Raw genomic sequence first — 24345 nt, 5'->3', positions numbered from 1 at the left:
CGCTTGGTTCCAAAGAGGTGAGACCGACGACGAGCTATCTCACGACGTTGCCGGACACGCCGGCGCCGAGGTCAACTGCGATCTGATCTTCCTTGCCGTTACACTTGGGGTGGCCAAATCCAGACGGACTTTTGCCGTCGGGTCCGATGTCATAGATGATTGCGTCTTTCATGTTGGGGCTGACGCCGGCCGGCACGCGGTCGAGCCCGAGCTGGTGACGCACGCGCCAGGCCACGTTGTGATCGGCGCAGGAGCTGTCGCCGCTGACGCCCAGCGCGCCCGTGATGCCGTTGCCGTCATAGAGCGCCAACCCGCCTCCGAACACGATGGTGCCGCCGATCGGCTTGCCTACCATCGGATCCTGGGCCGTGCCGAAGTTGTCGGGAGATCCGGCGTACAAGGCTTCCGGAGACGGCGGGTTGCCGAGTGCCGCTCCGAACAGGAACCCGCCGGGCTGCGCACCGGCATAGAGATTGGCGGTCGCGATCGCCTTGTCCTTCAGGCTGAACGCATTTGCCGTATTGGCCTTCTCGGCCGCGATGGCCCGGCTGCCGAGCCACTGGTCGTCGACCTTGCCGCCGCTATAGGCAACTGCGCAGACGATGCCCTGCCGATTGACGACGGCAGCCCACTCGTTGTTGTCGAGACCGCCGTTGCTGGGGCCGCCGCCCGGCTTGACACTCTTCTTGAGGATATCGGCGAGCTTGTCATGGTCGACCGGGCACGACATCCCTGACTTGGGTTGGTCCTGCGCGCTCAAGACTGCAGGCACCAAGAATGCTGCGGTGATTGCCGTTAGCACCATGACGGGTCGTTTTTCCATGTGGCCTCCGTGGAGTGTCGCAGTCGGCAGGCGAACGTTCGAACAGAAGTTGCGGTTCCTATGCAGCGTCGCTCAGCCCGGATGTTGAAGGGAGCGGCAGGCGGGAATGACCGCCGTTCGCAGTCAGCCAGCGGTGAGCAAAGAACAACGCGGCGCCGGTATAGAGTAGGCCCATGGGCACCCACATCAGGATGCCGGCGAGCTGCTGGTCCTCGAGTGCCGAGAGGCCGAATTCCCCGGCGAGGGCGCCCTGGCCTGGGATCCACAGCCGCGGCGACACGGTCAGCAGAGCTCCGAGCACGCCGGAATGCAAAATGGTGATGAAAAGGCACGCGACAGCGATGCCGTCGCGAATTCGAGTGCTACGGCCCTGACCGCGGCCATGCAGCAGCACCCACCAGAACAACAGCGCAGTCGCGAAGAAGCTGATGTGCTGGAGACGATGGATCGCCGTATTCTCGAGCGCCCACGCATATAAAGGCGGTGCATGCCAGACCCAGAGCGCTGCGCCGTGCAGGATGGTCGCGCTCATGGGGTGGCTTACAAAACGCCAGGGCCACGCCAATATCGGCAGATCGAGCATGCGGCCTGCCGCCGGGCGAAGCCGGGCCGGCAGGCTCCACAGCAGAGGACCATTGATCCGGGCGAACGCCATCAGCGGTGCCGCGACCACCATCAGCAGTTCGTGCTCGACCATGTGCGCGGTGAACAGACGCTCGCCGAGCCAGTGCAGCGGCGAGGTCACGGCAAGTGCGGCCACCAGCCATCCGGTCCAGAACGCGGCCACCTGGCGGAAGCTGACGCCACGGCCACCACCTGCATGATGCCAGAGCCGCTGCGTTCCGACATAGAAGCCGATACCGACGGCATAGAGCGGGGCCATGAGCCAGGGATCGTAGCTCCACAGCGAACCGGGATCGACATCCGATAGTCCGTGCGCATCGGCCGGCGCCGCGAGCAGCGCGAGCAGCAGTGCTGCAAAGCTCAGCGCAGGCATGGGCTGATCATGAGCGAGGCGGCGAACTGGTTCGCAATCACCAGCGCAAATAACACGCCGGAGCCGACGCCGAGCCAGGCCATGAACGTTCGTGGTCCGCCACCCCGCGCATCGGCCCATTCAGCCCCCGCGCCGCGCCGAACGGCGCGGGCCGAAATGACAGTGCCTGCCAGCGCGACGACAGCCAGAACCGCGCTCATGATCGCGCCGCTGAGCCTGGTCTGTTCGCAGGAGAAGTGCGCGAGCACGTAGACGCCCTGCAAGTTGATACCCCACGCGATGGGCCCGAGCGCAACGCCGGCCCAATAAAGCAGTCTGGAATGTCGATCGGCTGCGGTCATAGGCGTGGCACCCAATCGAGCAAGACATAGAGCGGCAGCCAGGCGAGCACGACGAAGTTCCAATAGAACACGTTGTCGGTCACGTCGCTGAACCGGCGCGGTTTCGCATGGCGCGTGAACATCAATACCGCCAGCACGACCGTGTCGCCGACATCGGTGGCAAGGTGGGTCGTGTGCAGCCCCAGAATGAGCCAAACAATGGAGCCGTAAGCTGAATTGTCCCAGCGGGTGTTGAGATGCGCGAACTCGAAGCCGCGCAGCACCAGCAGGGCAATGCCGATCAGGGCCATCACGATGAGTCCGGTCCGCACCTTCGCGAGATCCTGCCGGTGTGCGGCGCGGTTGGTGATCTCGTTCGGGATGATGCTCAGCAGATAGACCACGACTTCGGCTGTGCCTGGCCAGAGATCGGGCGGCGAGGCGCCGATCGGCCAGCTTGGGTTGACGGCGTAGAGATAGAGATAGGCACCGATGGCAATGGCAAAGCCCATACCTTCCAGCGCCATGAAGCCCATCGCGCCCCACCACGGTCCGCTGCGCGGGCCGTAGCCGTAAGTCGGCAGTTCAGCGACATTGCGGACGATGGTCTGTCTCACTCCTCGTCCTCCTTGCTGCCGCTCGGCCAGAACCAGCCGATCAAGGTGACGGCCATCGGCGGCGTGCCCCAGAGCACCGCCCAGGGCGTGAAGATCGAGCCGATGAAGAACACGGTCGTTGCGATAGCTGTGAGCAGTGGCCAGATGCTGGGTTCGGGCGAAGCCTCGCGGATCTGCGGCTCGGCTTCCGCGAGCGACGTCAGCAGGACCTCGCGCCGCTCGGCGCTCAGACCCGCGACCACGGGCAGGCTCTCGCTATCGGCCCACAGCGGATCGCGGTGCTTGACCACCGGAATGCGGTCGAAATTCTGCGGCGGGGGCGGCGATGACGTCGCCCATTCCAGCGTGGAGGCATCCCAGGGATTGTCGCCTGCGAGCGCGCCCTTACGCAAGCTGTAGACCACATTGACCAAAAGCAACGCGAAGCTGAGCGCGAAAATGAGAGCACCACCGCTGGACACGAGATTCAGGTGCGCCCAGTCCATGTCGGCGGTGTAGGTGTAGACCCGGCGCGGCATTCCGATCAGCCCGAGGATGTGCATCGGGAAGAAGGCGACGTTGAAGCCGATGAAGGCGAGCCAGAAATTCCAGCGCCCGAGTCGCTCGCTGAGCATGCGGCCGGCGATCTTGGGAAACCAGTAGTAGACCGCGCCGACCAGCGGGAACACAGCGCCGCCGATCAGGACATAATGGAAGTGGGCGACGACGAAATAGGTGTCGTGCACCTGGGTGTCGATCGGGACCGAGGCGACCATGACGCCGGACAGCCCGCCGAGCACGAAGATCACGATGAAGCCGATCACGAACAACAGCGGGGTCCGGTAGACCGGACGCCCGTCCCAGAGCGTTGCCAGCCAGCAGAAGATCTGCAGCCCGCTCGGCACCGCGATCAGCATACTGGAGGCTGTGAACAGGGCCGCGCCGAGTTGGGGCAGGCCCGTGACGAACATGTGGTGGACCCAGAGACCGAACGACAGGAAGCCGGTCGCGATCAACGAGAGGATCACCACGGGATAGCCGATCACCGGCCGTCGTGCGAACGTCGCGAGGATCGCCGAGACCATTCCCGTGCCCGGGATGAAGATGATGTAGACCTCGGGATGGCCGAAGAACCAGAACAGATGCTGCCAGAGCAGGGGATGTCCGCCCGAGGAGGAATCATAGAAGCGCGTGTTGACGAGGCGATCCAGGATCAGTGACGTCGATGCGACCATGATCGAGGGCATCGCGAACATCACAAGGAAGCTCGTCACCAGCATGGCCCAGACGAACAGGGGAATGCGGTCGAGCGTCATGCCGGGCGCGCGGAGCTTGAACACGGTCACGATGATTTCCACGGAGACGGCGAGCGCCGCGACCTCGGTGAAGGTGATCATTTGCGCCCAGACATCCGGGCGCTTTGTCGGCGTAAATTGCAGCGAGGAGAGCGGGACATAGGCAAACCAGCCAACGTCGGGGCCGACATTCAGCGCAAAGGAAATCCAGAGAAAGCAGCCGCCGAACAGAAACATCCAATAGCTGAAGGCGTTCAGTCGCGGAAAGGCGATGTTCCGCGTGCCGACCATCAACGGCACCAGATAAACGGCGAACGCCTCCATGACCGGCACGGCGAACAGGAACATCATCGTCGAGCCGTGCATCGTGAAGACCTGATTGTACTTGTCGGCGGAGAGAAACGTCTTCTCCGGCCCGGCCAGCTGAATGCGCATCAGGACCGCGAGGAGGCCGCCGAGGAGCAGGAATACGAACGCCGTGATGATGTAGCGGCGGCCGACCACCTTGTGGTCGACCGACGTCAGCGCGCCCATCCAGCCGGACGGCGTGCGCCACACTTTCTCCAGCTGTGTGGAAAGTCGAAGGCCGTTCAGGACGTCGTCCCGCAACTCATTTGGTTCAGCGGCGATGCTCACTTGAGCTGCTCCAGATAATGAATGATGGCGATCATTTCATCCGATTGCAGCGGCATCCTCGGCATGAGATTGCCGGGCTTGATGTGCTGGGGATCGGCGATCCAGGCGCCGAGCGTGGCCGAATTATTCGGCAACGTTCCCGCCGCGATGGTCGTGCGGCTGCCGATATGCGTGAGATCCGGGCCGAGCTGCCCGCCGGCCAGCGTGCCGCTAATGTTGTGGCACAAGGCGCATCCGCGCGCCCGGAACAGAGCCTCGCCCTGCTTGCCGAGCGGATCGGCAGGGCTGTTGGCGCTCTGGTTTTCATGGTGGCGCCAGCGGCCGAACTCGTCGGGTGACATCGCGATCACGGCAAATGCCATGTGGGCGTGCTGGATCCCGCAGAACTCGGCGCATTGCCCGCGATAGATGCCCGCGTTCTTCGCCGTGAATTGCAGCTCGTTCTTCTGCCCGGGGATCAAGTCCATTTTGCCGGTCAGGCTCGGCACCCAGAAGCTGTGGATCACGTCCGCCGATTCCAGCTCGACCTTCACCGGCTGGCCGGTCGGGATCCGGATCTCGTTGGCCGTCACGAAACTCTGCTGCGGACTGTCGGCCTCATAGCGGACCTCCCACCACCATTGGTGGCCGATGATCTTGAGGATGTGGGCTTTCTCGTCCTTGGCAAAGACGGTACGTTGTCCGGCATAGCTCACGAAGGAGAGACCGAGCACGACGGCGGTGGTCGCAATCCCAAGCGCGAGGATGACGCGCCCGGAGCATTCCTCGAAGGCTTGGTGAAGGTCAAGCGGCCGATCAGCCGAACGTTTTCGCCGCATCATTCCGATGCAGAGCGCGATCACGACGGCGGTCCAGACGACCGCCGACACAGCGAGGAAGATGAACAGCGTGTGCAAGATCTGGTCGGATTGCAGCCCTTGCGGATCGAGCGCCGATTGCCGGCCCGCACACGCCGTGAGCGGCCAGATCGTGCACAACACCAGAACCCTTCGCACCCAGACCTGCATTGACGCCTTGTCGCACTCCGCTTCACAGGCGGAACCGGGCAGGCCTACAAAGGTTCCTATCCGCTAATCGGAGCGATGGGCCGAAGAGGGATGTCCGACATCAATCATCGGGCTAGAATGGCCAGCCCTTCACGGCGATCACGATCGCCGCATCGCCAGCGGCCATCAGCAACAGGACGGCGAGACTGGCGATGATTGCGCCCGGCTGGGCAAGCACGCGCAACTCTCCGAGCATGTGTCGGCTCCAAAAAGCAGCAATGCCGCGATGACCCTGAGGGTTCCTGCGGACACGCCGGGCGTTGACGTGCGAGCGCCGGAACGAAGGCCCGAGATCGCGCGTTCCTGCGACGAATTGAGGGTTCACGTGCCGCGCTATCATTTTGATCTGGTCGACTCCGAGACCGTCGCCGACGAGGGAGGAGCTGAATTGCCCGACGACATCGTGGCGCTGGACGTTGCCGAGGAGATCGCGAAGAGGCTCCTTGCGGAGCGTCCCGAACTCAGGAATCGTCATTTTTCCATCCTGGTCACGAACCAGCAGGGTGAGGAGATCGGGAAAGTGCCACTGGATGTCCTGCACTGAAGTCGCGGCCTGACATGGCGTTGAGGATCGGAGTGATCTCGGATACGCACGGCCTTCTCAGACCTGAGGCCGGACGCCGTCTTGCAGGGGTGTCGCATATCCTCCACGCTGGTGATATCGGCGCGCCGGAGGTTCTGGAGAGGCTTTGCCGAATAGCGCCCGTCACCGCCATCAGGGGAAACGTCGATGTCGGCAGTTGGGCGAGGCGCTATCCCGAAACCGAAACAGTGCACCTCGGCGCTCGTTGTTTCTACCTCCTTCACGATCTCAAGGCGCTCGCCATCGACCCCGCGGCAACCGGTGTGAACGTGGTGATATCAGGACATTCGCATCGGGTGCAGGTCAACACGATCAACGGAGTGCTTTTCCTGAATCCTGGAAGCGCCGGTCCAAGGCGATTCAAGCTGCCGATCACGCTGGCAACGCTCGATCTCGATGAGGGCGGCGACCTGCGGCCCACCATCCATGAGCTCGACGCGTGAACGAAGCGCATGCGTAGCAGCTAGTGGGTATTCGACTTTTGCCATCGCTCCAGATCAATCGGGGGACGCTTTGGGTCGATCTGCTCCTTCTCGGGATTTCCCTGCCAAGGCTGGTCCGTCTGCCGGTGGGTTGGCAAATCCGTCTGCTGTCGCGGATCGTCGACCGGTGTTTCTCTCGGGTCGTTTTCAGGCGCTTTCGCTTTCGGCATAACTTGTCCTCTCTGCGATCTGTCGGTGTGGTGGCACGCGATCAACGTACGCCAGCGATCCCGCCATCATCAGCTTCCGGGTGCCGTCCTTCTCCGTTTCCCGCGATAGAGCCTGGACCATGAACAAAAAGCCTTCCGTATGAACTGCGGGGTCAACACGGGCAGGAATCGTTCGTTCCTAGGGGCATGCATCAGCATCGATCAGGAACGACCGCCGCCCCATCTCATTGCCAGCGCATGAGGTCGCGAGACCGAAACAAGGAGCATGCAATGTCCAAATTGCCCCCCATACCGCCAGAGCAGCGCAGCGACAAGGGACCCGGATCTGATCCCAGGATCGAGACGGATGAAAGAGTCCCCGACCGCGAGAACTTCGACACCCAGGGTCGTCACGGCAACATCAAGCAGAACACGACAAACCAAGGCTACCAGCAGGACCGATGAATGCCACACAAGAACTCAGACAGTGAACGCTTCGGTGGTCCGGGCTCCTCGCGGCAGGATCGCAAGCACCCCGAAAAGGGAGGTCGCGAGCATGAGCGCCCTGCGCCCGGAACGGCTACCAACGACCGCAAATCACACGTCTCGGGAGGCGGTGGTGAGCGCGATCAACATCACACGCACGACGATCGTGAGAGGAGCTGAGCGATGGCTAAGACAACTTCGAGCTTGATGCTGATCGCGTTCCTGGCGACCGCGTCGATAGGGGCCGCCTCGGCGCAGAGTGGCGGTGGCGGCGGTTCGGGAGGATCGGGCGGAGCAAGCGCGAGCAGCACGAGCGGCGGCACCGGCGGTGCCACAAGCCCTGGGTCGGCAGGCCTTGGGTCTGCAGGAGCTACAAACCAGACGGGCGGTGCATCGCCCAGCCTGGGCAATCCAGGCGACGCGGCCGCGGCTTCGCGTGGCACGACGGCTACCGGCACGAACACCGCTGGAACGGCCCAATCGAGCGGTGGCGGGCCGCGAGGATCGACCACCGTCGGGCGGGCCGGCAATCCCGCAGGGGGGACCAGCAGCGGACGGATTGACGGAACTGCGACACCCGGTCCGTCGATCCCGGGCGACGCCGAAATACGCTCGGAGAACTCTCAGGATTCCCACGTCGATCGAAAGATCAAGAGCATCTGCAAAGGCTGTTAGATCGGCGATCAGGACGCCGGGTTTTCCGGCGTCCAATCGAGGTCGTCCTCGCTTCGAGGTTCGGGGTCGGGCGAGCAGGGCTTGATCTTCAGGTCATCCTCGAGCCTGGGCTGACCCCCGCCGCTTTCGACCAGACCGGCGTCTTCGGCCTTTTTCAGGGTTTCCTCTTTGGTTGAAAACGTCCGGCTCAGTTTTTCGCCGTCCTTGAACAGGGCATACGCCATATTGGCTCCTCGCGATTGGAATCATCGAAGACTTTGACGTGGGCGGACACACACGGCCACCGTCGCTCCTTTGTCGCTTGGTGAAGCTCTAGCCGACTTCCCTGAGATTGCTCAGGATCGCCAGGTGACGCTGAATGATCGGCGGCGACATCTATGCGACCTGCTGTTCGCCGGGGTGCCATCTGATCGCAAATACGACGTGGAATCTCCAATGTTGGATTCACAAGACGCTGCGACCGTTTCGAACGTTCCTATCGCCGCCGTAAGCAGCCGGGCGATGCTCCACCTGATGTCGGCATCCTGGCACGAGCCCGCAGGTTAACGCAGGTTATTGGCACGGGAAGTGCGTCATGATCATAGGAACGGCAGCACTGAGGACGGTTTGTCCATCATCCAGATGCCGACCGGCGCACGAGCAAAATCATGCAACACAGAAATTCACGCAGCTTTCCGATTTCCGCGGGCGTCCTTCTCGGGCTTGGTCTGGGCGGGTTTTTTGACGGCATCGTGTTTCATCAGCTGCTGCAATGGCATCATATGTTAAGCGGCTGGTATCCGCTCAACTCCATCGACAACGTCAAGCTCAACACGACCTGGGACGGCATCTTCCACAGCGCGGCCTATGTTGTTGTGCTCCTCGGCCTGTATGTGCTGTGGCAACGGGCGCGCGGGTCTGACATCCACTGGTCGCGCGGCCAGTGTCTCGGCGCGGTGTTGCTCGGTTGGGGCATCTTCAATCTGGTTGAAGGCGTGGTTGACCATGAGGTCTTCAAGCTGCACCAGGTGAATGAGACCGTGCCTCACGAGCAGCGCATCTTCTGGGACATCGGCTTCCTGCTATGGGGTGCGGCCATGTTGGTCATCGGCGCCGCCATGACACGCGCCGGCACGCAAGGGAGGGTCCATGCGGAAAGCAGTCTACAGCCTCGCTAGAGAGACCTCGCCAGCTCTGGTCTATGCCATTTTTATATTGCTGCTGATGCTCGCTACAGCACCGGCCTTTCGCATCGTGCTGTTGGGTGTGTCGCTGGATGATCTTCTGCAACTACGCTGCTTCAATCCCGGCTGATGCGCGGTTATCACGCCTCATGTCTTCCCGGAGGTAACATGGTCGAGTTCAGGCTTCCGAAACACTCCCGCGTCGAAAAGGGAAGGATCTGGCCCAAGCCGGACAGCAAATCGTTGCGCGAATTCCAGGTCTATCGCTGGAATCCCGACGACGGACGCAATCCCCGGCTCGACACCTACTTCGTCGATATGAGCGATTGCGGGCCCATGGTTCTGGATGGTCTGATCTGGATCAAGAACAACATCGACTCCACGCTGACATTCAGGCGGTCCTGCCGCGAAGGCGTGTGCGGCTCCTGCTCGATGAATGTCGCCGGCCAGAACACGCTCGCCTGCACCAAGTCCATGAGCGAGGACGTTCCGAACGGCGAGCCGCTGCGCGTGCTGCCCTTGCCGCATCAGCCAGTGGTCAAGGACCTCGTTCCCGACCTGACGAATTTCTACGCACAGCTCGCATTGATCGAACCTTGGCTGCAAACCGTGTCACCCACACCACCGAAGGAATGGCGACAGAGCCATGAGGATCGGGCCAAGCTCGACGGGCTCTACGAGTGCATCCTCTGCGCCTGCTGCTCGACATCTTGTCCAAGCTACTGGTGGAATTCCGAGCGTTTCCTCGGCCCAGCGGCCCTGATCCAGGCGGCCCGCTGGGTCAATGACAGTCGCGACGAGGCGACGGGCGAGCGCCTCGACAAGCTCGAAGACCCCTTCAGGATTTATCGCTGTCACACCATCCTCAACTGCGCGAAGGCGTGTCCCAAGGGCTTGAATCCGGGCGAAGCCATTTCCGGATTGCGCCTCAAGATGGTCGAACGGAAGTTCTGATCGGGGACGGACACTCGCGCATAAAGGAACGATGGCTGCGGGGTAGGCTTATCGACCAAACTGGAGGCGCCTGATGGGCAAGAAACAATTCGCCGCGTTGCCGTTCATGCTGAACAATTCCGAATTGCGCGTGATGCTGATCACGACCAGGCGCAAGCGCAGGTGGAGTGTCCCGAAGGGATCGCCGATGCGCAAGACGGAGCCGCACCGTACGGCTGCGCTCGAGGCGTACGAGGAGGCCGGTCTCGTCGGCGTCACCGCAAAGCGCGCGCTGGGCTCCTTCAAGCATCGCAAGCGGAAGGGTGATCGCAAGCGGACCATGAACGTTGCCGTCTTTCCCATGAGGGTCCACGGGCAGGAGCGCTGGTGGCCGGAAAAGGGAGAGCGTGAAGCAATCTGGGTCTCGCCGAAGACGGCGGGCCGTCTGGTGCACAAGGCGCAGCTTCGTCGTCTAATCGCCCGCTTCGCGGCGCAGACGGAGAAGACCGCCCCCTCACCGCTGAGCGATGGCATGGCTCCAGGAACCCGCGTCTCGTCCAGTTATTCAAGGTAGATGAACCAGCAACCGACCGGACTCGCATTCGAGGAGCGACCGCCTCATGAGGTCTTGGCCGCGGCGATCAAGCGACGCTGCGCGATCCTGTTCGTCGGCGCCGGCGTCTCGATGGCTGTCGGCCTGCCGTCCTGGCAATCTCTGATCGACCATCTGCTGGATGACCTTGGACTTGAGCGCGACGTGATCGCTGGGATGCACGGCGGCTATCAGATGCTGGCGGAGTACTACCGGCTGAAGCGCGGCGGAATCGGCCCGCTCCGCAGCTGGCTCGACCGCAACTGGCGCGTCGACCCGGACAGGATCGCGGCCTCACGGCTCCACCGGCTGATCGTGGAGCTCGATTTTCCGACCATTTACACCACGAACTACGACCGCAACCTCGAGACGGCCTTCGAGGTCCTGGAAAAGCCCTATGCCAAGATCAGCAACGCAAAGGACATTGCAAGCGCCCGTTCCGGCGTCACGCACATCATCAAATTTCATGGCGACTTCGACGACGATGCCTCGCTCGTCTTGACCGAGACCGACTTCCTCAACCGGCTCGCGTTCGACTCGCCACTCGATATCCGGTTTCGCGCCGATGCCTTGGGCAGCACGCTGCTTTTCATCGGATACAGCATGTCCGATCCCAACATTCGGCTCCTGCTGCATCGGATTTGGCAGAGTTGGGATGAGTCCGGGCACCGCCAGGACCGACCGAGGTCCTTCGCGTTCGTCACGCAGCGCAATCCGGTGCAGGAGGCTGTATTGGCGAACTGGGGCATCACCACCATAGCGTCGCCTGACGGCGTCAGCCCAGATGATGGTGTCAGCCAGTTTTTGCTGGACATCCGCCGGCGTATCGAGCGAGAGAGCTAAAGCGGTCCCTGGCGCGCCTTGAGCGTTTGCTCTGCTGCCGCGGGGCCGCTCGGCTCAGCGGCGGGATCGGTCAGAAGGAGGATCGATGACCAGTCTGCACCTGGGCCGGTCACCGATATCCCCTATATCGCCGTGCATAGGCATAGCGAGGATTGACGCCGCAATAGGCGTGCGTTCCCGATGCAGTCGCCATGCACTGAGCGTAACTGGCGAACTGGCAGTTGCCCGGATAGCCCCAGACGCGGCCCTGAAGGCAGTAGCGGTCTTGTGCGACGGCCGCCGTTGGGGAGCCGAGGCCCGTCACGAGCGCGAGAGAGGCGGCGGCCAGGAGCAATCGATGCTTCATGGAAATCTCCATTTCAACATTGAACGTGCCTCGTGAAGCGGCGTTCCAAGTGCAACGTTTACCGACTCCTCTAATTGCGACCTGAACGCGATGCGGCCCCGGCGAGGAGAGGATCTCACCGAGGCCGCTCTCATGCGCGCAACAGCAAGGGCGCGCTTTGGAGGATTGCTAACTGCGAACCGCTAGCGACGCGGCGTGGCGCCGTTGGACGGTGGGGTCGTTTCGTTGCGCATGCCGGAAGGACTGGAAGCACCTTGTCCGCCCCGCTCGACATGGGTGATGCCGCCGCCGCCGCCGGTTCCGCCTGAGCCGCCATCTCCAGCTCCAGCACCGCCTGCGCCTGCGCCGCCAGCCCCGGCACCAGCGCCCGCGCCGCCGCCAGCACCGCCTCCGGCCCCACCACCGGCGCCGCCTGCGCCACCACCGGCGCCACCGCCAGCACCTTGCGCGAACGCTGCGCCGACTGAAGCGCCTGCAAGCATTGCTGCCGTAAAGATCGTCAGGATTGTCTTACGCATCTGTCTTCTCCTTGAGGTTTCGATGTCGGATCAATCATGTGAAGCATCCACCGTTCCTAGCCGTGCAGCGTGATCAAGCTCTGTCGTCGACGACTCCGCGTCGATATTGCGAAGGCACGGCAACTTCGTCGAACCGTTGGGCGAGAGCATCGAGAGCCGCGCGCATCTGCGGCCCCTGCATGGCCGCGCCGTGCCCCGTGACGACGATCTCCGGAGCGAGTGCGGCAAGTGCGCGCACCGATGTCTTGGCGCTTCCCCAATCGGGGGTGAAATACATCGGGGGCCCGTGCATCTCCGGCGTTTGCGTCACTGCGGCGTAGACGGATTCCTGCCGCGTCGTGATGAAGGCATCGCCGGCAATCAGCACGCGGTCGCGTTCGCGCCAGAGCGAGATATGCCCTGGGGTATGGCCGGGGGTATGGATCCACTGCCATTCCGGCATGAAGGGCACGCTGTGATCACAGGGAAGATCATAAAGGCGCGATGCGACATCCACCGGCTTTGTCGGGAAGAGCGGAGAGAGCCGAGCGAGCAGCCCGCCACCGACGCTGGGATCGGCCGACGGATAGGATTGGCTTCCGTCCAGATAGGGATGCTCGGCCGCATGGGCATAAACCGGCACGTGCCATTCATTCCGTAGCGTTTCGAGCACGCCGACGTGATCGAAGTGCCCATGCGTCATGACAATGCAGGAAGGCCGGCCGTTTCCTCCAAACCGGGCTTTCGCGGCGGAGCGGATGGCGCCAGCCGATCCGGGAATGCCGGCGTCCACCAGCACCCAATTGCCGTCGCCGGCGTTTTCGAGGCCAACGAAAATCACGTTGACGATCGCGAGCTGACGATAGGCGACGTCAGCGACGATCTGCCGCGTGTTGTCATTGCGGTCGAGGTCGGATTGCGCGTGCTCCGCGTCGGCGGAAGAGGGAAGCGGGATCTGCGTCATGTCCATTCAAGTCCGAGTTGGTCAGCTCACTAGCGCTCGATTGTGCCGATCCGCCGGATCTTCCTCTGAAGCAGCATCACGCCGTACAGCAGCGCCTCCGCGGTCGGCGGGCAGCCGGGCACGTAGATGTCGACCGGCACGACACGATCGCAGCCGCGCACGACCGAATACGAATAGTGGTAGTAACCACCGCCATTAGCGCACGACCCCATCGAGATGACGTAGCGTGGCTCGGGCATCTGGTCGTAGATCTTGCGAAACGCCGGCGCCATCTTGTTGGTGAGCGTGCCCGCGACGATGATCACATCCGACTGGCGCGGCGATGCGCGCGGCGCGAAGCCGAAGCGTTCGGCGTCGTAGCGCGGCATCGACATCTGCATCATTTCGACCGCGCAGCAGGCGAGCCCGAACGTCATCCACATCAGCGACCCGGTTCGCGCCCAGGTGATCAGCTCCTCCGCGCTCGCCGTGAAGAAGCCCTTGTCCGCAAGATCGTCGCGGATCGTCATGAAGAACGGATCGGAAGTGTTGTCGGGCCGTCTCTCGCCCGGACGGCCAAGTGCAGGCCGGCCAAGCGGAGGGCTTGGGTTGCTAATTTGCGGAGAGCTGTTTGTCATTTTGTTCCTGAGCGCTGCGGCCGTTTGCCGATGCGACCACGCTCCGGAAACCCGTCGGCTGTATGCAGCGTTCCTGCGGCGGTAGAGGATTTGTGTTCTGTTATCGCAGGTTAGCCTCGGGTCCGGCGGCCGGAACCCAGCGTCGGCGTCACGGATCACTCTAGGAACGATCCACCGAAACTGCGGTTGGCGGCGACAAGGCCGGTGAAATGGAGGAACATGAAATGACGAACGCAGCCCGCGATACATTCGTGGTTGGATTACGCAATGCGCATGCGATGGAAGTGCAGGCGCGAGAGTTGATGGAACGTCAGTCGGAACGATTGGACGAATATCCCGAGGTCAAGGCCAAGGTTGCCGCCCACCTTCAGGAAACCAACGAGCAGCTGAAGCGGCTGGAGAGATGCCTGGAAGCCTGCGGGGAGAGCACCTCCAGCCTCAAGGATACGACGCAATCCATGATGGCGAACATGCAAGCCATGGCACACTCTGTCGCCGGCGACGAGATTCTCAAGAACACATTCGCCAACAATGCCTTCGAGAATTTCGAGATTGCTGCATACAAGTCTTTGCTCGCCCTCTGCGGCGCCGCTGGGTTCGCGGAGGCCAAGGAGCCTCTTGAGACGTCGCTGAAGGAGGAGCAGCGCATGGCCGCCTGGATCGACTCGAACGTCGAGAAGGTGACAATGGAATATCTGGCGCATCAGCGCCAGGCGGCCTGATCGCACTCCACACCCACCACGGCGAGACCGGCGGCTTCGGCCGCCGAGTCCGCCTGCGGTCATATCGGCTCGCAGGACCGGAACCCTCTTATCCACGTTTGGCTGTAATGGCGCACATCATTTTCAGCGACTACCGTAGTCCCGCTGCCGAACAGGCCTATGAGATCGCGTGGGACTTTCTGGCCCGCAGCGGGGCGATCCACGATGAGTTCGAGGCGTGCGTGTTTCTGGCCCAGCGCATCACCATGATGGTCGAGGAAGGCCAGGAAAACCGGATCCGGATGGCCAATCGCGCGATCTCCGAATACCAGTACCATCTCGAGAACTTCTGCAAGCGGGCCCGTGGCGCGGCTGCTACACGGGCTTGAGAGTTCGCGCGGGTTCCGCGCGTTCCTCGGCTCGTTCTGCCGTTTACTGCCCATCGGCGATCGTTAGCTGTCCGCGTGCCCCGGTACGTCCGCTCCTGCGCGGTGCAATGGCCGGAACAAGTGCCGGCGCTTCCCCGGCCATGCGCATGGCGAAATAGGCGATCGTCGCCTTGAGACCGTCTTTGAGCGCCACGCGCGGGCGCCATCCCAGCGCTCGAACGGCTGTGTCGATCACCGGTTTGCGGCGCTTTGGATCGTCCTTCGGCAACTCCTCGAATCGGAGCGGCGAGATTGACTCCGTATACGCCAGCACGTCCCGCGCAATAGCCTCGATGGTGACCTCGTGGGGATTGCCCAGATTGCACGGACCAGTAATCGAGGATGGACTCTCCATGAGCAGCTGGAGGCCGCGCACGAGATCGTCGACGAAGCAGAAGCTCCTGGTCTGCGTACCACCTCCATAGATCGTGATCGGCTCTCCGCGAAGCGCCTGCACGATGAAGTTGGAGACCACGCGTCCGTCATTCTCCAGCATACGGGGTCCGTAGGTGTTGAAGATGCGCGCGACCTTGATTTCGACGCCGTACATGCGATGGTAATCGAACATCAGCGTTTCCGCGGCCCGCTTGCCCTCGTCGTAGCAGGCCCGGGGCCCGATCGGATTGACGTTGCCGAGATAGGTTTCCGGCTGGGGATGCACTTCGGGATCGCCGTAGACCTCGCTGGTCGATGCCTGCAGCACCCGGGCGCCTTTCCGTTGCGCGAGCTCCAGCATGTTGATGGTGCCGAGCACGCAGGTCTTCATCGTGCCGACTGGATCCTTCTGGTAATGCCTGGGTGAGGCTGGGCAGGCAAGGCTGTAGATCCGGTCGATGTCGCCCTCGATCTCGATGGGATCGCGCACGTCGTGTTCGATGAAGCGAAAATTCGGATGATTGAGCAGCGGGCGGATGTTGTCGATCCTTCCCGTAAACAGGTTGTCGAGGCAGATCACGGTATGACCGCGCTGCAAAAGCGCATCGCAGAGGTGGGATCCGATGAAGCCGGCGCCGCCGGCCACCAGAACGGTGGGAGAGCGGCGGGACGCGTTGATGCGGGTCTGAACTGTCATGTGCTGCCTTTCAGATTTGAGCGACCTGCATGGGACGCGAGGCGGGAAGTTGCGGGGCTTTCCGGCGGCGGCGGACCGACGCCTCGGCGTAGTAGGTCTCGACTTGCCGGGCGCGGTGGTCGGAGGTGTGGTCAGCCAGAACGCGGCGCCGTGCGTTTTCCGCGATCGTGCGCCTTTGCTCCTCGGGCATGTCGCGCAGGATCTCCACGACGTCGCGGGGGCTCGATGCGAGCAGGATTTCCCGGGAAGGCTCGAAGACGGTCTCGATTCCAGGCCACCGGTCCGAGATGACGGGCGTGCCGCACGCGGCCGCTTCGAACAACCGAACGCTAGGCGAGAAGCCGAGCGCGCGCATGTCGGCGCGGGTGGCGTTTAGCGTAAAGCGTTGCTCTGCGTAAAATCCCGGATGATGTTTGGGCGTGAGGTGCTCGATCCGGGCGACATTGGCGGGCCAGACCACCTCATCGGGATATTGCGCGCCGGCGACGACGAATTGCTCGCGTGAGAGAGTGCGAGCAGGGGCGAGCAGCAGCTGCTCCAGAACCGGCTGCCGGTCCTCGCTGTAGGTTCCGAGATAGCCAAGTGCCCATTTCTTCTCCGCGCGTTGCGGCGCGTAGATGTCGGTGTCGGCACTGCAATACAGCACCCGAGCCAGCGGACTGCCATAGTTCTCCTCGATCATGCCGGGCACCGGGCCGCCGGCAAAGGACAGGTAAAGGTCGAAGCGCGGGATCATCGCCGCGGACAGATAGTTCAGGCCCTGCTCGAGCTTCGCAAGCGTGACAGGCGTGTCAATGTCGTAGAAGGCAGTAATCCCCCGGGCGTGGGTCGTGATCCATTCGGAGATCGCGATGCCGTCGGGCACGTAGGAGCCGATGACCACCAGATCGGCATCCCGGATCATCTTTCCGAAACGCTGCGGGATGTCCTTCAAGGATTGGTAAAGCTCGACAGTCCAACCGGAAGGCTTGGCAAGATCACGATGCTCGCGATACCAGGGGACGTCGCGTTCCAGAAACGTGACGTGGTGACCTCGTCGTGCCAGGGCTTCGATCAGGGCGCGATAGGTCGTGGCATGACCGTTGCCCCAGGACGAAGTAACCGAAAGACCGACGACGACGATGGTGAGGTTCATTCTGCTGCCTCGATTCGCGAACTGCTTGCGGCAAAGAGATCGTTGAACTGGCGGGCGCGCTGCCGGTAGGTGTGATGGCTCAGAATGCGCACACGAGCGCGCGCTGCGATCGCCTGAGCCCGCTCGGGGCGCAGTGCGGCAAGATGCTCTGCGACCTCCGCCCCGCTCGCGGCCACCAGCACCTCGCGATCTGGCTCGAGAAAATGATCAATGCCGTCCCACTGGTCGGTGATCAGGCAGGCTCCGGCACCGATGGCCTCGAACACGCGCGTTGGCGGCGAGAAGCCGTAGCGCGCCATGCTGTCGCGATTGACGTTCAGCGTAGCCAGACCGGAGCCGAAGAACGCGTTGTGGTCGCCGGTCCCGACATGCCCGACCTTATGCAGATTGGATGGCGTGTCTTTGGAGTCCCACCCCGATCCACCGAGCACGAACGTTTTGTCGGGCAATTGGCGCGCGACGTCGAGAAAGAACCGCTCGACGCGCTGCTCGCGGTCCGGGAGGCGGTTTGCCAGCAAGCTCAGATCGCACGTGAAGTGTGGATTGGGCGGCGCCGGAAAGTGCGTGGCGGGGTCGAGCGCATTGTAGATCGGCACGCAGTCTCGCGCGCCGATGCCGCGATAAGCGGATACGACAGCATCGCCGCCGCCATAGGTCAAAACCATGTCGTAGGATCGGATCGCATGGCGCAGATGATGGTCTGGATTGTCCGCCACGGACTCCAGCGTCGCGGGGGCATCGACGTCCCAGTAGATGCGCATTGCATTCGACGGAATGTCGGCGACCGCGTTCTCCAGCTCCCGATCGAAGACGCCGACGCCGCTGGCTTTGACCAGCATGTCGGTCGAGCGGGCGGCTTCCTCAAGCGAGCTACGCCAGCCCTCGGGCGTCGCGGCGTAGACCACCACCTTCGCCCAGTCGGGATCGTCGATGTCGCGATGGGCCTGGCGCTCGAAGGCATCGGGCTCGAAGAATGTGACGTCGTGGCCGAGGGCCGCAATCTCCTTCAGCATGCCGCGGTAATAGGTGGCGGCACCGTTCCAGTAGGATGAGACGAGGCTGGATCCGAAGAAGCAGATCTTCATGCGGAGGCTCCGATGTATCGCAGGGGCTGTGTCGCGTGGCTTGAAGCCCTGAGGTCCTGCACGATGCCGACAAGCTGCTCCGCCCGGTGACGGCAGGTGTGACGCTCCTTGATCGCTCGGAGTCCAGTCTCCACCGTGGCTGACCATAATTCCCGGTCATCGAGGAGCGCACGAAGCGCCCGCTTCATTGCGGTGCCGTCGGAGGCGCTGAGATAGGCACCTTCCGGGAACAGGCCTTCCGCGTCCGACCAGGGGGCCGAGACCATTGGAATGCCGCACGCCATCGCCTCGAAGATGCGAATGGTCGGAATGCCCGGTAGCAAGCGGACATAGGGACCGCGGGGGACGTGGACAGTCGCGCGTGCGCCGGCGAAAGCGATGGGAGCCCAGTGTGCGGGCAGCCAGCCGCCATACCGAATGCCCCCCGCCTGAATGGTCGCGAGGGCTGCGTCCGAATAGCGGACGCCATAGACGCCCGCGCGCAGCTTCAGCTCGGCCACGGGTTCGACCAGAAATTCGTTGAGCTCGGCGCTGCGTTCGCCGTCGCCCCAATTGCCGATCCAGACGACATCGTCGGTGCGCTCGATATGCGGCAGCGGATGATACAGGGCGATGTCGGCCGCCTCGTGCCAGGTGAAGGCTCGGTCCGCCCAGCCGAGCTTCAGATATATTTGGCGAAGGACCTCGCCGAAGGCGAGCACACCGTCGAAGCCGTCGAGGTCGAACTGCGCGAGTTCGTCCGGTGCGCTGACGGCGCGATGATGGGTGTCGTGGAACAGCAACGTGAAGGGCGCGCCGTGAGCCCGTCTCGATCCGATGTCTGCGATCAGATCAGGCGAATTCCATTCGTGGACGATGACGAGATCGGCGCCGTGCAATGCCTCATCGAGATCAAGGGAGGCGTCGTAGCGGCGGATGCCGATGCCGGGAAACAGCGTTGGAATATCCTCCATCGTCTGACTGCCACCCTCGCGGATCGCATTCAATCGGCTCCAGCCGTCGATCGGCTCGAACACGACGACCTCATGACCGAGCGCGTGAAGTTCGCGGGCATAACCGCGCAGGAAATGGGCATTGCCGTTGTTCCAGCAGGAGGTGAACGCGTGATAGAATAGAACGCATTTCATGCGCGTACCTCCATGGGGGCAGGCGCGTGATGGACGGCAAGCAGCTCCTCGTAGAGGCTGAGATAGGCGCTCGTGGTTCGGGTCAGCGAGTAGGTCAGGGAATGCTCAAAGGCGGCACGTTGCAGCCTCACCCGCTCGCGATCGTCGGTGCACAGACCTGCGAGCGCTCGATGCAGCGCCTTGCTGTCGGTGGGATCGACGAAGAGCGCGGCCCCGCTCCACAATTCCCTGAAAGTCGGAATGTTGGACAGGACGAGAGCGCATCCCGCCGCCGCGGCTTCCAGAACGGAGAGGCCGAACGGCTCATAGAGCGCGGGGCTGGCGAAGATGCCGGCCTGCCGCAAATGCGCGCGCATGACTTCGTGAGGCAAATGCCCGAGCCAGGTGATGGAAGCCGAAGGGCACTCATCCGCCGGGCCCGCGACCTGAACGGGCCAGTCCAGCCCAGGCGCCGCGGCCGCCAGGACCTCGATGTTCTTGGCGCGGTCCCAGAGCCGGCCCGCCGCAAAGATCACGTCTTGCTTCCGTCCCGCAAAGCCCTGAGGGCCAATTCCATTCCAGATCACGATGCCGCGCGAGCGAGGCCGATAAATTTCCGCAATGTCATCGTGGAAGGACTGGCTGGGACAAACCCAGGCCTGTGCCGTGTCGAGTGCGGCCGTTACCCGTTCGGTGTAGCTGCGCCATTTCGGTTCGCGGAGCCAGCTCGTATCGTGGCAGGCGTGCCCCCAGGAGTTGACGCAGGAATGCGCGACGACCATCACAGGAGCGCGCCAGGCGAAGGCCGCCTCGCGAAAACTATTGAGGTGAACGACGTCAGGCACGATTCCGGCCTCGAGCTTCGCAAGGACGCGCCTGGCCTGGACCAGATCTTGGCCTTCCGGATCCTGCCATTCGAGTGCAAGGTCCGTTTCGATCAGGCGGACCCGCGAACCACGCAGCATCTCTAGCTGGCCGGCCTGCGCGCGCGGGCCCATCGTCACCAGGGTAACGTCGGCGCCCTTCGAAGCAAGGGACGAAGCTAGAGAAGACGAGTAGGTCCAGACGCCTCCGACAGTATCGGTCGTCATCAGGATTCTGAGCTGCGAGCTGCGGCTCATGATGCCACCTGCAGTTCGAGAGCCTCGAGCGGGACCGGGCGATCGTTCTGCACGTCGCTGAACTGGTCGAACATCGCGAGATAGTGCCGGTGTGCGCGCTCCCAGGCGAAATCGTCGGGCTCGCCCCACAGCTTTCGATAATCCGGCGACCCGGGATAGGGATACAGCGGGACCGGATCGTTGGCCCAGATGCCGGCATCCTGCATGGTGCGACGCCAGCGCTGCACGATGGGGTCATCGTCCTCGGGGACTTCGATCAAATTGGCCTGGACGAAAGGAACGTGACGGCGCGCTTCGACCAGCCGTTCGGCAAGCTGGTCGGTCGTCATCTTGCAGTTCTTGGCGAGCGCGGCGCGACCCTCGACGGTGAGGCTTTCGATGCCGGCTTCAATCGAGACGCAGCCGGCGCGGCCGAGCAGAGCCAGCATGTCCGGCTTCCAAAGGTCGATGCGGGTCTGCACCCCGAACTTCAGTCCGCGTGTGGTCAGCCCTTCCAGCAGCTCCGCGTTCGGAAGGAAAATCTCGTCGATGAAATAGACATATTCGATGCCTTGACGGCGCAGACCGTCGATCTCTTCGAGAACGATAAGGGGGGGCCGCTTGCGGTAGGCGTTGCGAAAGTTCTCCTTGGCGCAGAACGTGCAGTTGTACGGACATCCCCTGGATGATTCGACCTCGGCGCCTGGCGCCTGCGGCTCGGCTTCGAAGCGGTGATGGTGATGGTGGTGTCGCCGGATCATCTCCTCCGGCCAGTCGAGCGGCGGCTGATCCTTGAACGCGACGGCCTGCGGGCCGCCATTGACGCGGAGCGATGCGCCATCGGCAAAGCACAAGCCCGGAAAGTCCCGTTCGCCATTGGCTAGACGCAGCAAGGACGCCTCGCACTCGCCCATCACGACGATGTCGGTGCCGAGCTTTCGAAGCGCCGCCCTTGGCACGGTCGAGCCATGGGGACCCACCGCGATGAGGATCGGAGCCAAGTCGCGCACCGCCATCGCAAGCTCCTGCGGAACGCGGAGCTCGGGAGGGGCGCAGCGCCAGAACAGATAGGTCGGCGCTGTCGTGATGACGATCTGGTCGGGGCCGAACGCGCGCAGCTCGGCTTCGATCTCGGTGAGAGAAAGGTCAAACATGTGGGCGTCGAGCAGCAGCGTCTTGTGCCCGGCCGCCTTCAGGTAGTGCTCGGAGATCCCGAGTTCGAGCGGAAGGTGAGGCGATCGGCAGCCGAAATAGATGCTGCCGCCAAAGTCCCAGTTTGGGTTGATGAGGGCAACACGCGTCATGCGAGCGCCTCGCGGTTGTCTTGTGACGATCCGAACCGGCCGGCCAGCCAGGTGTGAAGGGATCGGAGTCCGTCTGCGAATGAAATCTGAGGTGCCCAGCCGAGCGCGCTGGAGAGCGCGCGCGTGTCGGTCACGTACCAGGGCTGATCGCCGGGCCTCCAATCGGCAAAGCGATAGGCCACCTTGCGGCCGGTCAGATCGGTGATGCGGTCGATCAATTCCAGCAGACTGATCGCGTTGGCCGGACCACCGCCGAGATTGAATACGCGCCCACGGGCGAGCGCGATGCCATCGAGCACGGCGAGCCAGGCCGCGGCCGCGTCGGAGACGTGAAGCGCATCGCGGACCTGATGGCCGTCGCCATAGATCGTCAGCTCTTTGCTGCGGATAGCGCTGAGCAGGAAATGCGCGATCCAACCCTGATCCTCGGTGCCGAATTGACGGGGCCCGTAGATGCAGCTCATGCGCATTACCACGGTCTGGAGGCCGTAGACCCGCGCATAGTCGTGGACGTATTGATCCGCCGTTCCCTTGGAGCATCCATAGGGGCTGTAAAAGTCGAGCGGCGCATTTTCCGAGATGCCGGCCGCCAGCAGGCCGCTTTTCGGCGTGTAGCGGCGGCCGGTGAGCGCGATGTCGCCATCATCGATCAGGCGTCCGTAGACCTTGTTGGTCGAGGCGAACACGATCGGTGCGGCGTTGTTGTGGAGGCGCACGGCTTCGAGCACGTTCAATGTGCCACGCGCATTGATCTCGAAATCGGCGGCCGGATCGCTCACGCTGTCGGTGACGGCGACCTGGGCGGCCAAGTGCAGCACGGCGCGGGCTTCGCGTACGGCGTCGATCACCGGGATCGGCTCGCGAATGTCGGCCACGGTGATTGTGACCCGGTCGCCATGCCGGGACTTCAGCCACTGCGCATTCTCCCGCACGCCGGTGCGGGCGAGGTTATCCAGGATCAGCACCGGCTCGCCGCGCTCCGCGAGGCGGTCGGCGAGGTTGCAGCCGATAAACCCGCAGCCGCCGGTGATCAGGACGGGTCTGTTGTCTCGTTCACTCATCACGCGACCAATCCTCGTTGCTGCAGCTCCTTGGTGGCTCGCTCCGCCTGATCGTCGGCGATCTGGTCGGCGAGATATTCCGCCAGCTCTTCGAGCCCGTCCCTGAATGCGACGCGAGGCTCGAAGCCGAGCACGTCGCGGGATTTTCCCATATCGGCGAAGCAGTGCCGGATGTCCCCGGCGCGATATTTCCGCGTCAGCTCGGGCGCAATGTCGCGGCGCCCCATGACTTCGGCCAGATCCTCCGCGACCGACAAAATGGTGCGACTCTGACCAGAGCCGACGTTGAAGACGTCCTGCGCATGCTCCGCCTCCAGCGCCATCCGGCAGGCGCGGGCGACGTCATGGACATGGACGAAGTCGCGGCGCTGCCGGCCATCCTCGAACACGAGGGGAGGACGGCCGTTGAGCAGCCGGGCGGCGAAGATGGCCAGTACGCCGGTATACGGATTGGACAGGGCCTGACGTGGCCCGAACGCATTGAAGAAGCGTAGCGCCACCGTCGGAATGCCATACGCCTTGCCTGTGATCAGGCACATGCGCTCCTGCGCATATTTGTTGAGCGCATAGATCGAGCTCAGCGAAGGCTGCTTTGTCTCCGGCGTAGGGACGGGATCGAGCGGGTTGCCAGCGGCATCGCGCAGCTCCCAATCGCCGCGGCGAAGCTGCTCGACCGCCCGCTCCTCGCAGGCGACCACGCTCTGATTGGCGCTCCGGTAAAGGCCCTCGCCGTAAATACTCATGGACGAGGCCACCACGAGCCGCGCGACCGGGCGCTTGGATAGTGCTTGCAACAGCACGGCGGTACCGAGCTCGTTGGTTCTGACGTAGGGTTCGATGTCATACATGCTCTGGCCGACGCCGACCGCTGATGCGAGATGCAGGACCATGTCGGTGCCGCGCAACGCATGATCGACCGCGAGAGCGTCGGTGACGTCACCGACGACGAGCTCCGCGTCTTTGGCAAGATAGGCGGGACGCTGGCGGTTGCCTCCGTGGACCTGCGGCGAGAGATTGTCGAGCAGGCGGACTTCGTAGCCGGCCGCGAGCAGCGCGTCCGCTGCATGCGATCCGATGAATCCCGCACCTCCAGTGATCAATACTCGCGTCATTCACCGCTCCGTGCCGCCGTAAGATCGATCCTGCGGGATCAATCCGTGATGAGAATGAAAGCGCGCTGCTGTTCTGGTCGAGCGACCGGCGCGCCAGTCACATTTGGAAGTAGAAGCGGTGCAAGGAATGTTCGTTCCTGCGAAACCTACAAACGAAAATTTCTCTAACCTGGATCAATAACCCAGGTGAATCTGCGC

The 24345-nt window shown here is 63.0% G+C and carries 31 protein-coding genes; 10 read left to right on the top strand and 21 right to left on the bottom strand.

Annotated elements, in window-relative coordinates; all coding sequences use genetic code 11:
• Positions 1-34: 34 nt before the first annotated feature.
• From IVB50_RS07720 to IVB50_RS07690, 7 genes are all read right to left on the bottom strand, one after another.
• Positions 35-823: a heme-binding protein gene (locus IVB50_RS07720; RefSeq protein ID WP_247295141.1), complete on the bottom strand. Its 789-nt coding sequence runs from the start codon at positions 821-823 to the stop codon at positions 35-37.
• A 58-nt stretch (positions 824-881) separates the two neighbouring features.
• On the bottom strand, positions 882-1820 hold the full coding sequence (locus IVB50_RS07715; RefSeq protein ID WP_018460400.1) for a cytochrome c oxidase assembly protein: 939 nt from the start codon (positions 1818-1820) through the stop codon (positions 882-884).
• Positions 1808-2161, bottom strand: coding sequence for a hypothetical protein (locus IVB50_RS07710; protein ID WP_018460399.1), 354 nt, complete (start codon positions 2159-2161; stop codon positions 1808-1810). Before IVB50_RS07710 ends, IVB50_RS07715 begins: the two co-directional genes overlap by 13 nt.
• Positions 2158-2757: a cytochrome c oxidase subunit 3 gene (locus IVB50_RS07705; protein ID WP_018460398.1), complete on the bottom strand. Its 600-nt coding sequence runs from the start codon at positions 2755-2757 to the stop codon at positions 2158-2160. The genes IVB50_RS07710 and IVB50_RS07705 overlap by 4 nt, the downstream gene beginning before the upstream one ends.
• Positions 2754-4667: a cytochrome c oxidase subunit I gene (gene ctaD, locus IVB50_RS07700; RefSeq protein ID WP_018460397.1), complete on the bottom strand. Its 1914-nt coding sequence runs from the start codon at positions 4665-4667 to the stop codon at positions 2754-2756. The genes IVB50_RS07705 and ctaD overlap by 4 nt, the downstream gene beginning before the upstream one ends.
• A complete protein-coding gene (gene coxB, locus IVB50_RS07695) occupies positions 4664-5647 on the bottom strand; it encodes a cytochrome c oxidase subunit II (RefSeq protein WP_245288577.1) in 984 nt (327 codons plus the stop codon). Before coxB ends, ctaD begins: the two co-directional genes overlap by 4 nt.
• Positions 5648-5786: 139 nt before the next feature.
• A complete protein-coding gene (locus tag IVB50_RS07690; protein ID WP_198293419.1) occupies positions 5787-6254 on the bottom strand; it encodes a hypothetical protein in 468 nt (155 codons plus the stop codon).
• A 17-nt stretch (positions 6255-6271) separates the two neighbouring features.
• On the opposite strand from IVB50_RS07690, the gene IVB50_RS07685 reads away from it, so the two are divergent.
• On the top strand, positions 6272-6739 hold the full coding sequence (locus IVB50_RS07685) for a metallophosphoesterase family protein (protein ID WP_247295139.1): 468 nt from the start codon (positions 6272-6274) through the stop codon (positions 6737-6739).
• 20 nt (positions 6740-6759) lie between these two features.
• Here the strand turns inward: IVB50_RS07685 and IVB50_RS07680 are convergent, their stop codons facing one another.
• A complete protein-coding gene (locus tag IVB50_RS07680; protein WP_083926604.1) occupies positions 6760-6948 on the bottom strand; it encodes a hypothetical protein in 189 nt (62 codons plus the stop codon).
• Between the two features lie 270 nt (positions 6949-7218).
• On the opposite strand from IVB50_RS07680, the gene IVB50_RS07675 reads away from it, so the two are divergent.
• Positions 7219-7392, top strand: a complete 174-nt coding sequence (locus IVB50_RS07675; protein WP_162847264.1) for a hypothetical protein — start codon at positions 7219-7221, stop codon at positions 7390-7392.
• Positions 7393-7593: a hypothetical protein gene (locus tag IVB50_RS07670; protein ID WP_083926603.1), complete on the top strand. Its 201-nt coding sequence runs from the start codon at positions 7393-7395 to the stop codon at positions 7591-7593.
• Positions 7594-8096: 503 nt separating this feature from the next.
• Here the strand turns inward: IVB50_RS07670 and IVB50_RS07665 are convergent.
• The gene (locus tag IVB50_RS07665; protein ID WP_018460391.1) at positions 8097-8312 is read right to left on the bottom strand and encodes a hypothetical protein; all 216 of its coding nucleotides are present in this window, start codon (positions 8310-8312) and stop codon (positions 8097-8099) included.
• 423 nt (positions 8313-8735) lie between these two features.
• On the opposite strand from IVB50_RS07665, the gene IVB50_RS07660 reads away from it, so the two are divergent.
• The 5 genes from IVB50_RS07660 (at position 8736) to IVB50_RS07640 (ending at position 11619) form a co-directional block, all read left to right on the top strand.
• Positions 8736-9245 (top strand): DUF2243 domain-containing protein, encoded by a 510-nt coding sequence (locus IVB50_RS07660; RefSeq protein ID WP_204511969.1) that lies wholly within the window; start codon positions 8736-8738, stop codon positions 9243-9245.
• On the top strand, positions 9217-9381 hold the full coding sequence (locus IVB50_RS07655) for a hypothetical protein (protein WP_157643156.1): 165 nt from the start codon (positions 9217-9219) through the stop codon (positions 9379-9381). The genes IVB50_RS07660 and IVB50_RS07655 overlap by 29 nt, the downstream gene beginning before the upstream one ends.
• Before the next feature lie 38 nt (positions 9382-9419).
• Entirely contained in the window at positions 9420-10205 is a 786-nt protein-coding gene (locus IVB50_RS07650) for a succinate dehydrogenase iron-sulfur subunit (RefSeq protein ID WP_018460386.1), read from the top strand.
• A gap of 73 nt (positions 10206-10278) precedes the next feature.
• Positions 10279-10758: an NUDIX hydrolase gene (locus IVB50_RS07645; RefSeq protein ID WP_018460385.1), complete on the top strand. Its 480-nt coding sequence runs from the start codon at positions 10279-10281 to the stop codon at positions 10756-10758.
• Positions 10759-11619 (top strand): SIR2 family protein, encoded by an 861-nt coding sequence (locus IVB50_RS07640; protein ID WP_018460384.1) that lies wholly within the window; start codon positions 10759-10761, stop codon positions 11617-11619. It abuts the gene before it with no gap.
• Between the two features lie 109 nt (positions 11620-11728).
• Here the strand turns inward: IVB50_RS07640 and IVB50_RS07635 are convergent, their stop codons facing one another.
• From IVB50_RS07635 to IVB50_RS07620, 4 genes are all read right to left on the bottom strand, one after another.
• Entirely contained in the window at positions 11729-11965 is a 237-nt protein-coding gene (locus IVB50_RS07635; RefSeq protein ID WP_083926601.1) for a DUF3551 domain-containing protein, read from the bottom strand.
• A 182-nt stretch (positions 11966-12147) separates the two neighbouring features.
• Positions 12148-12483 (bottom strand): hypothetical protein, encoded by a 336-nt coding sequence (locus IVB50_RS07630; protein WP_143273835.1) that lies wholly within the window; start codon positions 12481-12483, stop codon positions 12148-12150.
• A gap of 73 nt (positions 12484-12556) precedes the next feature.
• Positions 12557-13426: an MBL fold metallo-hydrolase gene (locus IVB50_RS07625; protein ID WP_026234018.1), complete on the bottom strand. Its 870-nt coding sequence runs from the start codon at positions 13424-13426 to the stop codon at positions 12557-12559.
• 29 nt (positions 13427-13455) lie between these two features.
• Positions 13456-14043, bottom strand: a complete 588-nt coding sequence (locus IVB50_RS07620; protein ID WP_088930861.1) for an NADH-quinone oxidoreductase subunit B — start codon at positions 14041-14043, stop codon at positions 13456-13458.
• Positions 14044-14267: 224 nt separating this feature from the next.
• Between IVB50_RS07620 and IVB50_RS07615 the strand changes: the two genes are divergently transcribed.
• Together IVB50_RS07615 and IVB50_RS07610 are read left to right on the top strand one after the other, a co-directional pair.
• Entirely contained in the window at positions 14268-14765 is a 498-nt protein-coding gene (locus tag IVB50_RS07615) for a ferritin-like domain-containing protein (protein WP_026234016.1), read from the top strand.
• 107 nt (positions 14766-14872) lie between these two features.
• The gene (locus IVB50_RS07610) at positions 14873-15133 is read left to right on the top strand and encodes a hypothetical protein (RefSeq protein WP_018460379.1); all 261 of its coding nucleotides are present in this window, start codon (positions 14873-14875) and stop codon (positions 15131-15133) included.
• A 43-nt stretch (positions 15134-15176) separates the two neighbouring features.
• Here the strand turns inward: IVB50_RS07610 and IVB50_RS07605 are convergent, their stop codons facing one another.
• The 8 genes from IVB50_RS07605 to IVB50_RS07570 are packed head-to-tail and all read right to left on the bottom strand — an operon-like array spanning position 15177 to position 24147.
• A complete protein-coding gene (locus IVB50_RS07605) occupies positions 15177-16244 on the bottom strand; it encodes a UDP-glucuronic acid decarboxylase family protein (RefSeq protein ID WP_018460378.1) in 1068 nt (355 codons plus the stop codon).
• A gap of 10 nt (positions 16245-16254) precedes the next feature.
• Positions 16255-17379, bottom strand: coding sequence for a glycosyltransferase (locus IVB50_RS07600; RefSeq protein ID WP_018460377.1), 1125 nt, complete (start codon positions 17377-17379; stop codon positions 16255-16257).
• Complete coding sequence (locus IVB50_RS07595) at positions 17376-18464, bottom strand: glycosyltransferase (RefSeq protein WP_247295137.1); 1089 nt, start codon at positions 18462-18464, stop codon at positions 17376-17378. The genes IVB50_RS07600 and IVB50_RS07595 overlap by 4 nt, the downstream gene beginning before the upstream one ends.
• Complete coding sequence (locus IVB50_RS07590) at positions 18461-19591, bottom strand: glycosyltransferase (RefSeq protein ID WP_018460375.1); 1131 nt, start codon at positions 19589-19591, stop codon at positions 18461-18463. The genes IVB50_RS07595 and IVB50_RS07590 overlap by 4 nt, the downstream gene beginning before the upstream one ends.
• Complete coding sequence (locus IVB50_RS07585; RefSeq protein WP_018460374.1) at positions 19588-20691, bottom strand: glycosyltransferase family 4 protein; 1104 nt, start codon at positions 20689-20691, stop codon at positions 19588-19590. Before IVB50_RS07585 ends, IVB50_RS07590 begins: the two co-directional genes overlap by 4 nt.
• Positions 20688-21974: a TIGR04295 family B12-binding domain-containing radical SAM protein gene (locus IVB50_RS07580; protein WP_018460373.1), complete on the bottom strand. Its 1287-nt coding sequence runs from the start codon at positions 21972-21974 to the stop codon at positions 20688-20690. Before IVB50_RS07580 ends, IVB50_RS07585 begins: the two co-directional genes overlap by 4 nt.
• Complete coding sequence (locus tag IVB50_RS07575) at positions 21971-23035, bottom strand: GDP-mannose 4,6-dehydratase (RefSeq protein WP_018460372.1); 1065 nt, start codon at positions 23033-23035, stop codon at positions 21971-21973. Before IVB50_RS07575 ends, IVB50_RS07580 begins: the two co-directional genes overlap by 4 nt.
• Positions 23035-24147, bottom strand: coding sequence for an NAD-dependent epimerase/dehydratase family protein (locus tag IVB50_RS07570; RefSeq protein WP_247295135.1), 1113 nt, complete (start codon positions 24145-24147; stop codon positions 23035-23037). Before IVB50_RS07570 ends, IVB50_RS07575 begins: the two co-directional genes overlap by 1 nt.
• Positions 24148-24345: the final 198 nt, after the last annotated feature.

The sequence above is a fragment of the Bradyrhizobium sp. 87 genome (assembly GCF_023073015.1).
GTDB lineage: Bacteria > Pseudomonadota > Alphaproteobacteria > Rhizobiales > Xanthobacteraceae > Bradyrhizobium > Bradyrhizobium canariense_D.
The sequence above is the reverse complement of the archived record's forward strand: the minus strand, read 5'-3'. Positions and strand labels throughout refer to the sequence as shown.

Coding starts and splice junctions, on each gene's coding strand:
- IVB50_RS07720 (WP_247295141.1), bottom strand. CDS start 823: ATGGAAAAACGACCCGTCATGGTGCTAACGGCAATCACCGCAGCATTC.
- IVB50_RS07715 (WP_018460400.1), bottom strand. CDS start 1,820: ATGCCTGCGCTGAGCTTTGCAGCACTGCTGCTCGCGCTGCTCGCGGCG.
- IVB50_RS07710 (WP_018460399.1), bottom strand. CDS start 2,161: ATGACCGCAGCCGATCGACATTCCAGACTGCTTTATTGGGCCGGCGTT.
- IVB50_RS07685 (WP_247295139.1), top strand. CDS start 6,272: ATGGCGTTGAGGATCGGAGTGATCTCGGATACGCACGGCCTTCTCAGA.
- IVB50_RS07680 (WP_083926604.1), bottom strand. CDS start 6,948: ATGCCGAAAGCGAAAGCGCCTGAAAACGACCCGAGAGAAACACCGGTC.
- IVB50_RS07675 (WP_162847264.1), top strand. CDS start 7,219: ATGTCCAAATTGCCCCCCATACCGCCAGAGCAGCGCAGCGACAAGGGA.
- IVB50_RS07670 (WP_083926603.1), top strand. CDS start 7,393: ATGCCACACAAGAACTCAGACAGTGAACGCTTCGGTGGTCCGGGCTCC.
- IVB50_RS07665 (WP_018460391.1), bottom strand. CDS start 8,312: ATGGCGTATGCCCTGTTCAAGGACGGCGAAAAACTGAGCCGGACGTTT.
- IVB50_RS07660 (WP_204511969.1), top strand. CDS start 8,736: ATGCAACACAGAAATTCACGCAGCTTTCCGATTTCCGCGGGCGTCCTT.
- IVB50_RS07655 (WP_157643156.1), top strand. CDS start 9,217: ATGCGGAAAGCAGTCTACAGCCTCGCTAGAGAGACCTCGCCAGCTCTG.
- IVB50_RS07650 (WP_018460386.1), top strand. CDS start 9,420: ATGGTCGAGTTCAGGCTTCCGAAACACTCCCGCGTCGAAAAGGGAAGG.
- IVB50_RS07645 (WP_018460385.1), top strand. CDS start 10,279: ATGGGCAAGAAACAATTCGCCGCGTTGCCGTTCATGCTGAACAATTCC.
- IVB50_RS07640 (WP_018460384.1), top strand. CDS start 10,759: ATGAACCAGCAACCGACCGGACTCGCATTCGAGGAGCGACCGCCTCAT.
- IVB50_RS07635 (WP_083926601.1), bottom strand. CDS start 11,965: ATGAAGCATCGATTGCTCCTGGCCGCCGCCTCTCTCGCGCTCGTGACG.
- IVB50_RS07630 (WP_143273835.1), bottom strand. CDS start 12,483: ATGCGTAAGACAATCCTGACGATCTTTACGGCAGCAATGCTTGCAGGC.
- IVB50_RS07625 (WP_026234018.1), bottom strand. CDS start 13,426: ATGACGCAGATCCCGCTTCCCTCTTCCGCCGACGCGGAGCACGCGCAA.
- IVB50_RS07620 (WP_088930861.1), bottom strand. CDS start 14,043: ATGACAAACAGCTCTCCGCAAATTAGCAACCCAAGCCCTCCGCTTGGC.
- IVB50_RS07615 (WP_026234016.1), top strand. CDS start 14,268: ATGACGAACGCAGCCCGCGATACATTCGTGGTTGGATTACGCAATGCG.
- IVB50_RS07610 (WP_018460379.1), top strand. CDS start 14,873: ATGGCGCACATCATTTTCAGCGACTACCGTAGTCCCGCTGCCGAACAG.
- IVB50_RS07605 (WP_018460378.1), bottom strand. CDS start 16,244: ATGACAGTTCAGACCCGCATCAACGCGTCCCGCCGCTCTCCCACCGTT.
- IVB50_RS07600 (WP_018460377.1), bottom strand. CDS start 17,379: ATGAACCTCACCATCGTCGTCGTCGGTCTTTCGGTTACTTCGTCCTGG.
- IVB50_RS07595 (WP_247295137.1), bottom strand. CDS start 18,464: ATGAAGATCTGCTTCTTCGGATCCAGCCTCGTCTCATCCTACTGGAAC.
- IVB50_RS07590 (WP_018460375.1), bottom strand. CDS start 19,591: ATGAAATGCGTTCTATTCTATCACGCGTTCACCTCCTGCTGGAACAAC.
- IVB50_RS07585 (WP_018460374.1), bottom strand. CDS start 20,691: ATGAGCCGCAGCTCGCAGCTCAGAATCCTGATGACGACCGATACTGTC.
- IVB50_RS07580 (WP_018460373.1), bottom strand. CDS start 21,974: ATGACGCGTGTTGCCCTCATCAACCCAAACTGGGACTTTGGCGGCAGC.
- IVB50_RS07575 (WP_018460372.1), bottom strand. CDS start 23,035: ATGAGTGAACGAGACAACAGACCCGTCCTGATCACCGGCGGCTGCGGG.
- IVB50_RS07570 (WP_247295135.1), bottom strand. CDS start 24,147: ATGACGCGAGTATTGATCACTGGAGGTGCGGGATTCATCGGATCGCAT.